General features: G+C 40.7%; 12 protein-coding genes. 2 read left to right on the top strand and 10 right to left on the bottom strand.

What is annotated here, in order from left to right:
* Nucleotides 1–668: 668 nt before the first annotated feature.
* Nucleotides 669–890: a DUF1128 domain-containing protein gene (locus ACZSMY_RS01505; protein ID WP_042535084.1), complete on the top strand. Its 222-nt coding sequence runs from the start codon at nt 669–671 to the stop codon at nt 888–890.
* A 150-nt stretch (nt 891–1,040) separates the two neighbouring features.
* Here ACZSMY_RS01505 and rnc read toward each other — a convergent pair whose 3' ends face one another.
* The 9 genes from rnc to sdaAB form a co-directional block, all read right to left on the bottom strand.
* Nucleotides 1,041–1,748, bottom strand: a complete 708-nt coding sequence (rnc, locus tag ACZSMY_RS01500; protein WP_374705731.1) for a ribonuclease III — start codon at nt 1,746–1,748, stop codon at nt 1,041–1,043.
* A gap of 234 nt (nt 1,749–1,982) precedes the next feature.
* Nucleotides 1,983–2,216 (bottom strand): acyl carrier protein, encoded by a 234-nt coding sequence (gene acpP, locus ACZSMY_RS01495; protein WP_042535086.1) that lies wholly within the window; start codon nt 2,214–2,216, stop codon nt 1,983–1,985.
* A 195-nt stretch (nt 2,217–2,411) separates the two neighbouring features.
* Nucleotides 2,412–3,152 carry a 3-oxoacyl-[acyl-carrier-protein] reductase gene (gene fabG, locus ACZSMY_RS01490; protein WP_042535087.1) on the bottom strand — a complete coding sequence of 247 codons (741 nt, stop codon included), beginning with the start codon at nt 3,150–3,152 and terminating at the stop codon, nt 2,412–2,414.
* On the bottom strand, nt 3,152–4,090 hold the full coding sequence (gene fabD, locus ACZSMY_RS01485; protein WP_042535088.1) for an ACP S-malonyltransferase: 939 nt from the start codon (nt 4,088–4,090) through the stop codon (nt 3,152–3,154). Before fabD ends, fabG begins: the two co-directional genes overlap by 1 nt.
* Nucleotides 4,091–5,092: a phosphate acyltransferase PlsX gene (plsX, locus tag ACZSMY_RS01480; RefSeq protein ID WP_193063360.1), complete on the bottom strand. Its 1,002-nt coding sequence runs from the start codon at nt 5,090–5,092 to the stop codon at nt 4,091–4,093.
* 4 nt (nt 5,093–5,096) lie between these two features.
* Nucleotides 5,097–5,669: a transcription factor FapR gene (gene fapR / locus ACZSMY_RS01475; RefSeq protein WP_193063358.1), complete on the bottom strand. Its 573-nt coding sequence runs from the start codon at nt 5,667–5,669 to the stop codon at nt 5,097–5,099.
* A 237-nt stretch (nt 5,670–5,906) separates the two neighbouring features.
* Entirely contained in the window at nt 5,907–7,934 is a 2,028-nt protein-coding gene (recG, locus tag ACZSMY_RS01470) for an ATP-dependent DNA helicase RecG (protein WP_139089152.1), read from the bottom strand.
* Between the two features lie 427 nt (nt 7,935–8,361).
* Nucleotides 8,362–9,237 (bottom strand): L-serine ammonia-lyase, iron-sulfur-dependent, subunit alpha, encoded by an 876-nt coding sequence (gene sdaAA, locus ACZSMY_RS01465; protein ID WP_042535096.1) that lies wholly within the window; start codon nt 9,235–9,237, stop codon nt 8,362–8,364.
* Between the two features lie 15 nt (nt 9,238–9,252).
* Nucleotides 9,253–9,915 (bottom strand): L-serine ammonia-lyase, iron-sulfur-dependent subunit beta, encoded by a 663-nt coding sequence (sdaAB, locus tag ACZSMY_RS01460; RefSeq protein WP_042535097.1) that lies wholly within the window; start codon nt 9,913–9,915, stop codon nt 9,253–9,255.
* Nucleotides 9,916–10,151: 236 nt separating this feature from the next.
* Between sdaAB and ACZSMY_RS01455 the strand changes: the two genes are divergently transcribed.
* Nucleotides 10,152–11,408: an NCS2 family permease gene (locus tag ACZSMY_RS01455; RefSeq protein ID WP_042535099.1), complete on the top strand. Its 1,257-nt coding sequence runs from the start codon at nt 10,152–10,154 to the stop codon at nt 11,406–11,408.
* 56 nt (nt 11,409–11,464) lie between these two features.
* On the opposite strand, the gene ACZSMY_RS01450 is transcribed toward ACZSMY_RS01455, so the two are convergent.
* Entirely contained in the window at nt 11,465–13,123 is a 1,659-nt protein-coding gene (locus tag ACZSMY_RS01450; RefSeq protein ID WP_465147421.1) for a DAK2 domain-containing protein, read from the bottom strand.
* Nucleotides 13,124–13,136: the final 13 nt, after the last annotated feature.

Raw genomic sequence — 13,136 nt, 5'->3', positions numbered from 1 at the left:
GTTTTATTTGCTTTCTTACAAAGAAATGAAGCTAATTCTAGCGACGCTTTTTGATGGGACGAGTAATCGCAGTCCCAGTCCCAGTGTGAAGACCCCGCAGAAAAAAAGTGACCTTCTTTTTTTCTACCCACAGGGCATAAGTGCGACTTTAGCTCTGTCTGCGCCTGTCGGCTTGCCAATCGCTAAGTCTTCTTTAAAGGAGATGAGCCTGGGGTCCACGGAAAGCGGAGTGTATTTCTGGGCCTAAGATTACTCACCCCATGAAACCCGTTGGAGCGACTATATTCAGCATTTTTTATACTTTCTTATTCTTTAAAAAGTGGCTGACAGCAGCCTCTCTCATCATTTCATACGCAGCTTTATGATTTCCAAAGCTGTGGCAAAGTGAACATTTCAATAAAATGAAACTTATTTCTTTCTTCCGCTGCTTGAATTGTTTAGCTAATATATTTTATCACATTATGACACTTTAGCCTATGCGCGACATGCTATTAATTCAGAAAGGAATGCTTTAACGAAGGATAAAAATTATGCTATAATTAACACTTGTTATAAGATTAATTTTATTTATTCGTACATAGCCCATTTGAAATACCATTCATTCCTATTTTGTACTTTTTCTATGTACGGATAAAATTCCTGAAGAGGATAAATAAGAGGAGGATACGATGCAGTTAGAGCAGCCAAGCAAGGAAAATATGGAGTATATGCTTCAAGAGTTAGCTGAAAAGCTACAGGTAGTAAATCGTTCAATTATGGACGCAGAGGATTATAACCTTGAAAAATATGAGGACTTAAAATGGATGTATGATATGGTTATCAGTAAAGGCCGTTTAAGCGCGTCAGAAACACAGGCCTTTATAAATGAATTAGCAGCCATTCGCAAATGACACAGAAAGCCTAAGGCTGCAACGCTTAGGAACTAGGGCTTCGATTACTCATCCCAGTGAAAAAGTTGCCACAGTACCTTTTCAGCCATGCAATATAAGAAAAACGTTACGCAAGAACAAGCAGCTAAATTATCCTTGCGTAACGTTTTTTTATTCTGGAAGTTTTTTCTCAAGCGCTGCTCTGGCTGCCTTTTGCTCAGCTTCTTTTTTTGTTCTTCCGTTTCCTTTTCCAGCGGGTTCTCCCTGAATTACAACCTGAGCGATAAACTCTTTATAATGAGAAGGTCCGCGCTCTTCAATAATCTCATACTCAATTTTTCTATCTTTTTGCTGCTGAACGATTTCCTGAAGATGACTTTTATAATCCATCACACTTGTTGACGTATCTACTGTTAATGCAGGGAAAATATGCATATTTAGAAAACGAAGCACCGCATCAAAGCCTTGATCTAAATAAAGTGCTCCTAAAAAGGCCTCAAATGCATCCGCTAGAATGGCAGGTCTTTGACGTCCGCCAGTCTTATCTTCTCCTTTACCTAAAAGGATGTATTTCCCAAAGTCAAATTGTTTTGCAAATACCGTTAAAGACGCCTCACAGACAATAGCTGCACGTAATTTGGTCATCTCTCCCTCAGGCATTTCCTGATTATTCCTATATAAATATTGTGAAACAGCTAATTCCAGTACGGCATCTCCTAAAAATTCCAGCCGCTCGTTATCATTCAGCTTGCTTTTTTTATATTCATTGACATAAGAAGAATGTGTAAATGCTTCCTTTAATAAATCTTTTTGTTGAAAAGTTATTCCTAATTCATTCTCCAGCTGGCTTAATTCCAAATTAATCTCCTTCACCCCCATAAAATAAATGATTTCACACTTTCTAAAGAAACAAATAAACGTTGCCGGAATTCTTTAATACATACAGATACTGACTTATATAACCTTTATTTTACCACATACTTTAATAAATTATTTATTTCATGATTAAGCACGACCACCAGCACCATCTTTCAATAAGACAGGTAACCACTACGTTAAATAGCTATGGGAAAGCCTCTAAAAAGAAGCTTTCCCATAGGTTGTTTTTATTCATTAAGCTTTGCTGTTTATGTAATCTACAGCATCACCTACTGTATTAATCTTTTCAGCATCTTCATCAGCAATTTCAATATCAAACTCGTCTTCTAATTCCATAACAAGCTCAACAACATCTAGTGAATCTGCTTCAAGGTCATCTTTAAATGAAGCTTCTAAAACTACTTTTTCTTCGTCTACATCCAGACGATCAGAAATAATAGACTTTACTTGTTCAAACACATCTGCCATTACCCGTTCACCTCCTTTCAAAATATATCATTATTTTTTGTTTCACTTTAAAAATTAAAAAGCAGAACGGACATGATGTCCTATTATTGACGCTGGTCACATGATGCGGCCATTTTTAGTCAATGAAAGTGTAACTGAGGTGTTTGCCTAAAGGCTTCGCAAATACCAATTTTTCTTTATTGTTCTGCAATTGTATTACATCACCATTCCACCGTCAATATGAATGGTCTGCCCTGTAATATAATTTGCATCTTCACTTGCTAAAAAGCGGACAACCCGTGCGACGTCTTCCGGTTTGCCTAAGCGCGCTAACGGCACTAATTGCAATAAAGATTCCTGTTGTTCTTCACTTAATAAATCCGTCATATCTGTAGAAATAAACCCTGGTGCAACAGCATTCACTAAGATATTTCGTGAAGCAAGCTCTTTTGCGGTTGTTTTGGTTAAACCAATTACTCCCGCTTTGGCTGCAACATAATTAGCCTGTCCGGGATTTCCGCTTACTCCGACGATGGAAGCTACATTAATAATACGTCCTGATTTTTGCTTCATCATTTGACGGGTGACTGCTTTCGTACATAAGAACGTGCCTTTCAGGTTGGTTTGAATCACCTGATCGAATTCATCTTCTTTCATTCGCATCAATAAATTATCCTTCGTAATACCGGCATTGTTCACCAATATATCGATCGATCCAAATTCTTCCACAGCCTGCTTCATGAGTTGTTTAACAGATTCTTCCTCAGAAATATTTGCCTGTACTTTAACTGCTTTTACTCCGAGCTCCTGAATTTCTCCAACAACCTCTTCTGCTTTTGCTTCACTACCTGAATAGTTTACAATGACATTTGCTCCATTTTTTGCCAGTTCCAAAGCAATTGCTCTGCCAATCCCTCTGGAAGCTCCCGTTACTACTGCTGTTTGACCTTGTAACATTATTCTTCCTCCTTGTACCAGCGAATAAACGCGTCGAGTGATTCCTGATCCTGTACAGCAAATGTTTTTGTTTTCCGATCGATTTTTTTCAATAATCCACAAAGTACTTTACCTGTACCTACTTCAACAAATGCATCCACATCTTCTTCCAGCATCTTTTGAATCGATTCTTCAAAACGTACCGGCGAGTAGAGCTGCTGTACTAATAATTCTTTCATGGTTTCTTTTTCCGTTACTGCATCAGCTGAAACATTTGCATAAACAGGTGTTTTTGCATCTCCTAGAGCTGTTTCATTTAAATGTGCTGCAAAATCCTCGTTAGCCTGCTTCATCAACCCGGAATGGAACGGTCCGCTTACATTTAGCGGCAATACCCGTTTTGCTCCTGCTTCTTTTAATAATGCAGCTGCTTGTTCCACGCCTGCAACAGAACCGGAAATAACAATCTGCCCCGGACAATTTAAATTGGCAATATCTACAATTTCGTCTTTCACTTGCTCAAGTGCTTCCTGAACCTTGTCCTGACCAAGACCTAACACAGCAGCCATGGTTCCCTGCCCTTTTGGAAATGCCTGTTCCATTAAACGTCCTCTTACTTTAACAAGCTGAATTGCGTCCTGCCATTTGATTGCACCAGCAGCAACTAATGCACTGTACTCCCCCAAGCTATGTCCAACAACCATCGAAGGCTGAATGCCGTTTTCTTCTAAGAGCTTGGATACGGCAACACTGGATAATAATAGTGCCGGCTGTGTATTCTCTGTTTCCGTCAAAGTTTCTTTCGGTCCTTCAAACATAAGTGTCTGGATATCCATATCCAGCACTTCGTTTGCTTCTTGATACAGAGCCTGCACCTGCGGATAAGCGTCATATAAATCTTTCCCCATGCCAACAGCCTGCGACCCTTGTCCCGGGAACATAAATGCAATACGTTTCATTTATTTCTCCTCCTCTTCATTGATCGTTTCAATGGTATTCTGAATCGTTGCGGTCACATTGTTCTCAACCATATAAACTGCCTGCTTCACAGCATTGGTGATTGCCCGGCTTTTGGAAGATCCGTGCGCTTTAATTACTGGTGCAGAAAGTCCAAATAACCCCGCACCGCCATACTCTGAGTAATCTAACCGGTCTTTTATACCTTTCAAGTCATTTTTAACAAGCGCCGCAGCAATTTTGGTTTTTGTGGAAGACATAAAAGCACCTTTTAAAAGAGAAAAGATTGTTTCTGCAACACCTTCCATGGTTTTCAGTGCTACATTCCCGCTAAAGCCATCTGTCACTACAACATCTGCCACACCATTTAATATATCTCTTGCTTCTACATTTCCCACAAAGTGGATAGGAGCATTTTCTAAAAGCTGAAAAGCTTTTTTCGTCAAGTCATTCCCTTTACCATCTTCTGTGCCTACATTTAATAAGCCGACACGAGGTTTTTTGATATTTCTTACTCTCTCCACATAAATAGAGCCCATAATAGCGTATTGAAGCAAATGCTCTGGTTTTGCATCTACATTTGCCCCGACATCCAGCATTAAGAATCCTTGCCCGTCCACTGTCGGAAAAGTAGGACTTAATGCAGGACGGTCGATTCCTGGAATACGTCCAACGACAAACAAGCCGGCACTCATTAATGCACCCGTATTCCCTGCAGAAATACAGGCATCTGCCTCTCCGTCTTTGACAGCTTTAGCCATTAAAACAAGCGAAGCATTCTTTTTGCGCCGTACCGCTTTTACAGGTTCATCCTCTGATGTTATTTTTTCATCTGTATGTATGATATTAATTTGCTTGCTGTCCGTTAAAATTGGTTTAATTTGATTTTCATCCCCATAAAGGGTAATTTGTAAATCTTTATTTTCTTTTACAGCTTCCATCGCACCTAACACAATTTCCTTTGGTGCATGGTCGCCTCCCATTGCATCTATCGCTAATCGCATTGATTTATTCTCCTTTGCTTTCACTGGAATGAAACATGAAAAATTCACCTGTAAGCACAGGCTCATTATTAACAAAGCTGTTTACTTCCACGATGGTATACCCCCGCTTGTCCCTTCCTTTAACAGCTGCTTTGGCAATCACTCTTTCGCCTTCCTTAACCTGTCTTTTAAAACGCAGAGTGGACTTTGCAGTTAATGCAAGTTCATCATTAATGACGGCCACAGCTAATGAATTTGCCTGGGCAAACAGATGATGCCCTCTGGCAATTTTATTTCTGGAAAAAACAAACTCTGATGTAATATCGAGCATAGAGATAGCACGCTCATCCAACTCCAAATCAATAATATCCCCGATTACTTCTTCCACTGGCAAAGCTTTGACCGTTTCATTCCATTGCTTTGTAGCAACATGTTTTATCCGTTCACGAAGTTCAGGAATAGACAGCTCCATACGGTCCAGCCGAATCGTTTGAATACTCACTTGAAAATCCTTCGCAAGCTGTTCATCCGTTACAAATGGAGAGCCTTCGATTTTTTCTCTTAATAACGATTGCCGTTCTGCTTTTGATCGTCTCATTTCTATCATCAAACTTTCATCTAATATTTTCAGAGGTGCCGATTCTTTTTATGCCATATTACAATAGCTTCGGAAGGGCATGTAATCGCCGTCCCGGCTCTTGTCCCGATCCGGGAAAAAGAGCGCTTATTGAATACTGCCGATGGTGAAGTTTCGTTTTAAGACTTGGTACTAATAGTAATATATAATAGCATGCTTTTTTATGCAAGTAATCTATTGATTTAACTGCTGTCTCTGCTAATCCAATTTTTCAAGCAGCCCCTCTTCTTCTGATAATATTTCCTTTAAATACTTGTAGTCTTCGGATTGTAATAAATTATTTTCAACAATATGCTGTGCATCCTGGCGCGCGGTTTCCAGCGCGCGGTAATCGTGTACCATGTCAGCTACTTTAAATTCGGGCATACCGCTTTGTTTTCTGCCAAAAAAATCGCCCGGTCCGCGCAATTGCAAGTCCTGTTCGGACAGTTCAAATCCATCACTTGTTTCTGACATGATGCGCATCCGCTCTTTGCCTACTTCCCCTTTGGGTTCTGCAATCAGAATACAGTAACTCTGCTTACTTCCTCTGCCGACTCGCCCCCGGAGCTGATGCAGCTGCGACAAGCCAAAACGTTCTGCATCGTAAATTACCATTACGGTAGCATTCGGAACGTTCACTCCGACTTCGACAACGGTTGTTGAAACTAACACCTTTACCCTGTTATCTGCAAAATCGCGCATTACTTCATCCTTCTCCGCGGAAGATAGGCGGCCATGCATTAAGCCAATTTCCATTTCATTATCGTAGTAAGCTGTCAGCTGATGGTACAGGTCAACAGCGTTTTGAATATCTAATTTATCCGATTCCTCAATAAGCGGACTGATAATATATGCCTGCTCGCCCTGCTTAACCCGCTCTTGAATAAAATCAAGAATCCGTTCAAACATATTTTCCTTCACCCATAATGTTTCAATCTCTTTTCTCCCGGAAGGAAGCTGATTGATAATGGATACATCCATATCGCCAAATGTTGTAATCGCAAGCGTTCTGGGAATCGGGGTTGCTGTCATAAATAAAACATCCGGATCCAGTCCTTTATCTCGCAATGTCCTGCGCTGCGCAACTCCGAAGCGATGCTGCTCATCCACAATTGCTAAGCCTAAAGCCTTAAATAAGACATCCTCCTGAATAAGTGCATGCGTTCCAATCACAATATCAATTTCTTGATTTTCAATTTGCCGGGTCAGCTCTTTTCGTTTTTTCCCCTTCACAGATCCTGTTAACAAAGCAACGTCCGCTCTGCCTTCCAGCATCGTTTGAAAGGATTGGAAATGCTGTTCCGCTAAAATTTCAGTAGGAACCATTAAAGCTCCCTGCTTACCAGCTGTAACAGCAGCGTATAGACAAATTGCCGCAACAGCGGTTTTCCCGGAGCCAACGTCGCCTTGAAGCAGCCGGTTCATTCGATAAGCACTTTTCATATCCTTTAAAATTTCAGTTAATGCTTTTTGCTGCGCATCGGTTAATGTAAACGGCAATGATGTAATAAAACTTTCAACTTTATTCACCTGATAATCCTGTTCATTCCCCTTGGTGGATTCACGATTTATTTTTCGAATCAATTGCATCTTCAGCTGAAACAGCAGAAATTCTTCATAGATAAACCGCCTCCGTGCATGCTTTAAAGCAACCCTGCTCTCCGGAAAATGCATCGTCCTTACTGCAGCTTTCCTTTCCGGAAGCTTATAATTTTCCAAATAAGAAGCAGGAAGAATCTCTGTGATATCGTCCACATGTGAGTCAAGCACCTGCTTGATAAGCTTTTGGAATTTATAAGAAGTTAAATCGCCTTTCAATGAATATACAGGGGTAATGGAATCATTTTCTTCCATTTTTCCTGTTTTATATTTACTGACTGTAATTTGCAGGCGGTGCGCGTCCCATTTTCCTGTTAAGGTAATATCTTGTCCCTGCTGAATCTGTTTCTTTGCGAATGCCCGGTTAAACATAATCGCTTTTACAGCAATCCCTTCCACTTCTACAGTGAAGCTTAACCGTGACTTTTTCTTTCCAAAAAAAGTAAGAGAAGGATTGTAAAGGACCTTCCCTTTAATCGTAACCTTCTCATCATGAACCAGTTCTTGCAGAGGTTTTTCTTCATAGATATCATATCGATACGGGAAATATTGTAATATATCATTCGTCTCGTAAATATGCATGAAGGCAAGCTGTTCTGCTACTTTTTCGCCAATACCTTTCACTTCTAAGATTGATTCATTCATTTCCAACATCCTTTTCTAAACCAAAAGCGCAGAGCGCCCTTGCAGGCTAAGAACGCGACGTCCATGTCGCAACGCCTGCACTAGCACGTCGTGTGCGTCGAAAAACGTAGAGATTGCGCCCCCGGTCTTTGGGGGTGGTTCGACCTTGGTCGAACTTCCTTTATTTAAAGAGATAAAGGAATCACGGTGAGGTAACGAACCGATGTTGACTTTCACCCGCAGGGCATAAGTTCGACTATGGCTCTGTCTGCGCCTGACGGCTTGCCAGTCGCTATGTCTTCTTTATCATAGGGCGTGACGTGAAATCTCCTAGTTTTTGGCGCTCGGAGCTGGCCGCGGCTATTCCTGAATACTATTAAATCCATACTAAAAATTATACTATACTAAAAAATGCAGGAGCTATTGCTATTTCTTATCTTTTCTTCTGTTAGACAGATACCCCAAAGATTTTTTCTTTTAGGAATCGCCCCGTTGGTGTATCAGCCAAGCCGCCTTCCCCTGTTTCACGTAAAGAAGAAGGCATTTGTTTTCCGATTCGATACATTGCTCCAATGACTTCATCACATGGAATACGGCTTTCTACACCCGCTAAAGCTAAGTCTGCAGATACAATAGCAAGAGAGGATCCTCCGGCATTTCTCTTCACACATGGAACTTCTACTAAACCAGCTACCGGATCACATACCAAGCCAAGCATGTTTTTTAATGTCATTGCAAAAGCATGAGCGGACTGCTCTGGTGTACCTCCCGCCATTTCAACGATAGCGGCAGAGGCCATTGCTCCTGCCGACCCGACTTCCGCTTGACACCCGCCTGCTGCACCAGAAATAAACGCATTGTTTGCCACCACGAAGCCGAATGCTCCGGAAGTGAATAAATACCGCACCATTTCTTCTCTCGTCGGATTCAATTGTTCTTTCACCGCAAATAATGTGCCGGGCACACAACCAGCGCTCCCGGCAGTCGGGGTGGCACAAATGATTCCCATGGCTGCATTTACTTCATTTGTTCCCATTGCTTTACTGACCGCGTCCATCATTAAATTACCGGACAGCGGGGTTTTTTCTTTCATATATTTTTGCACTTTCACAGCATCTCCGCCAGTAAGTCCTGTTACGGATTGGACCCCTTTCAGTGCATCCTCGATCGCATTTTCCATAACGACAAGATTTTTTTCCATCTCTGCAAAAACTTCATCTCTCGTTTTTTCTTTTACATCCATTTCTTGTCGTATCATTACTTCTGATATGGGGATGTTTTCTGTTTTTGCCATTTCCACTAACTCTGCAACCGTTCGAAACATCGCAATTCCCCCTTTTTAACTTACAATCTTTGCAATAGAGATAATGTGGTCAGCAGCCTGCAGCTCCTGTAATATAGAATCTTCTATATTCTGATCCACCTCAATAACCATCAGCGCCTCTTTGCCAACGTCTTTTCGATTTACTTCCATATGTCCAATATTCAATTCATATTTTGCCAGAATTCTCGTTACCGATGCAATCGCGCCAAAACGGTCATTATGCATAATTAGAATAGCGGGATGATTCCCGGATAAACGGAGCTCAAAGCCGTTCAATTCTGTAATCTCCACTTTCCCTCCGCCAATAGATATTCCCATCAGCTCTTGCTGTTCTTTGTCATCGCCGATAATCATACGGACTGTATTCGGATGGTCTACTGCTGCACTATCCTCAATAAACTCAATCTCTAATCCTTGTTCTTTCGCCAGCTGCAAAGATTTACTAATTTGCGGGTCATTGGTTTCCATACCTAAAAGGCCGCCGACAAGCGCAAAATCTGTTCCGTGTCCCCGATAGGTTTTAGCGAATGATTCATAAAGATGTATTTTTGCCCAGGCGGGCTGTCTTCCAAATAGGTTCCGGGCCGCTTTTCCAATACGTGCTGCTCCTGCCGTATGTGAACTGGAGGGTCCTACCATAACCGGACCGATAATATCGAATACGGAATTATATTTCATAAAAATAACACCGCCCTGTAATTGTTTTAGCTTTCCACTACTATTATAACAAAAATACGAGTTTCATTCACAATTTATTCATGAAAAAGCAACCATGCGTTCGAATCTCTTACAGTGATCTAGGCTAAATCCTGGGAATATTGACTTTCTGAACATCTTCTTATAATATTCAATTGTGGATAAAGATTTCATTCTTTATTGGGCGGGAGAGGGATAATAATATATTGAGGTTTCCTATGCAACAAAAAAATACGTTAAGAAAAGACATTGTTGCTGGTGTTATCGGTTATCTGACAACGGTATATATAGTCGTTGTAAATGGGAGCATCCTAAGTGAAGCAGGGCTTTCATTAGAAAACGGGATGATAGCAACCATTTTAGCGAGTTTTGCCGGCACTGTCATGATGGGGTTTTTCGGAAAACTTCCTCTCATCTTAATTCCTGGTATGGGGATTAATGCGTTATTTGCATTTTCAATTATTGGAAATAATGGCTTTAGTTTCCATGAAGGTTTAGCTGTTGTCTGTTTAGCAGGACTATTATTTATGGTTACCGCCTTTACAAAGCTCAGCACCATCTTAAAAGAGGCTATACCGGACTCCCTGCAGCACGGGATAACAATCGGATTAGGGTTTTTCTTAATTCTGATCGGTGTTGAAAATAGCGGAATTGTTACAAGCGGAGAACAAACTGTCATTACAATCGGTGATTTTACTTCGCCAACTGTGATTGCAGGACTGATTACATTATTTGTTGCTATCTACCTGTTTGTAAAAGGGGTTCCAGCTAATTTTTTAATCACCATGATTGTTGGTACTTTCATTGCTATGGCATTCAATGTTCCGACAAATGGCGTTTCATCTGTAAGCTTTAACTTGGATGAATTACTATTTATTCCTTCATTTACAGCAATTGGCGACATCTCTTTTTGGCTATCTGTATTTACATTGACTTTAATTTTGATTTTTGAAAACATGGGTACACTATCCAGCCAATTAGATATGCTGAAATCACCTGAATCTTTTCAGAAATCTTATCGGATTACCGCAACATCTTCGTTTCTTTCTGGTATATTTGGGACATCGCCTACAATCTCAAGCGCTGAAAATGCAGCTGTGATAGCATCAGGAGGAAAGACTGGCAGAGCAGCGATAACTGCTGGTTTCTTATTTTTGGCTACGGTGGTATTTATTCCATGGATTTCCATTATTCCTGCAACAGCAATGAGCCCGATTCTAATTATTGTTGGATTCTTAATGGTTCAAAACATGAAATATTTGCCATGGAATCAATTTTCCGAATGTATCCCGGCACTGCTCATTATAGTGATGATTCCATTCACCTATAGTATTGGTGATGGAATGGCATTTGGTTTTATTGCCTATCCTATAGTGCAACTGGCTCTCGGAAAGAGAAATGAAATATCTAAGCCGCTGCTGCTCATATCCACTTTGTTTTTTATCGAGTTTGTTTTAAAGATCGTTGGTATATAAATAAAAGAAGCGTCCAGCCTGATTACAATATCAGAGTGGACGCTTCTTTATTTTTTTTACTCAACCGAGAAAATATAAGAATAGATAGGCTGTTCTCCGCGATGAACTTCAACTTCGATTTCATCATACTTTTCTTCCACATAAGCTTCTAATGCTTCGACTTCTTCTTCAGATACATCTTCTCCTGAAAGAATCGTTAAGATTTCACTGTCCTCCGAAATCATTTTATCAATCAGATCTTGAGCCGTTTCTTGTTTTTCCTTATGTGTTGTTACAATCTTTCCTTCATCAATCCCCATAAAATGCCCTTTAGCAATATCGATGCCATCAATTTGGGTATCCCTTACTGCATAAGTGATTTGCCCGCTCCGTACTTGCTTTCCTGCCTCTTCCATCACAGATTTATTTTCATCCAAAGATGATTCGGGATGGAATGACAGCATAGCACTGATGCCTTGTGGTATCGTTTTAGTCGGAACCACTCTAACATGGTCGCCGGCTAATTCTGCCGCCTGCTCCGCTGCCATTTGGATATTTTTATTATTAGGAAGGATAATGATTTTCTTTGCATTTGCTTTTTCAATTGCATCGGTAATATCCTTCGTGCTCGGGTTCATTGTCTGTCCGCCTTCAATGACTACGGCAGCCCCTAAGTTTTCAAACAGTTCCTTTAATCCATTTCCCATTGCTACAGTCATAATGCCATAAGCGGATTTTTCTTTTGGCGCTTCTTTTTTATCTCCGACAATTGCTGTGTGCTGTTCCCGCATGTTTTCGATTTTCAGATTAATCAAGCTGCCATACTGCTGGGCCAGATTTAAGCACGTGCCTGGAGCTTCAGCATGTACGTGCACTTTTACAATTTCATCATCCGCAACAACAAGGAGGGAATCTCCCCATTCACTTAATTCATTGCGGAAAGTCGTTTCATCAAAAGGATGATCTTTTAATTTTTCATCTTCTAATTTCACCATAAACTCTGTACAATATCCATATACAATATCCTCAGTATTCATGAAATCCTGAGTTACTTTATGATGTTCGGCATTGATCATTTCGTCCATTTTACCAGCAGCATCAGATTCTTCCGGCAGTTCTTCACCCTTTAGCGCAGCAAGAAAGCCTTCATAAATTGTCACCAGACCTTGACCGCCCGAGTCCACGACCCCTACTTCCTTTAAAACAGGCAATAGATCAGGAGTACGTTTTAACGATGCTTTTGCTTCTTTTAAAATTTCTTCCATGAATGCAATGATGTCCAAATTATTATCGGAAATTTCCATTGCTTTATTTCCGGTATCTTTTGCTACGGTAAGAATAGTTCCCTCTACAGGCTTCATAACCGCCTTATACGCTGCATGGACAGCCCCTTCAAAGGCTTCAGCAAAATCTTTTACATAAAGCTCTTTTTTTCCTTCACATGCTTTCGCAAAGCCGCGGAAGATCTGGGATAAAATCACACCAGAATTCCCTCTGGCTCCCATTAATAATCCCTTCGAAAAGGCACTTGTAACTTCATAAACCTTGTCTGTTTCCAGTTTCTTCACTTCATTTGCTCCAGAAGTGATTGTTAAGTTCATATTTGTTCCAGTATCCCCGTCAGGAACAGGGAAAACGTTTAATGCGTCAATTTTTTGTGCATTATTTGAAAGATGGTAAGCTCCGGTCAGCACCATCTGTGATAATAACGCTGCATCTATTTTCTCAACTGCCACATCTTCTCCTCCT

The organism is Oceanobacillus sp. B139/18 (genome assembly GCF_055524595.1).
This window is presented reverse-complemented; position numbering and strand designations above follow the sequence as displayed.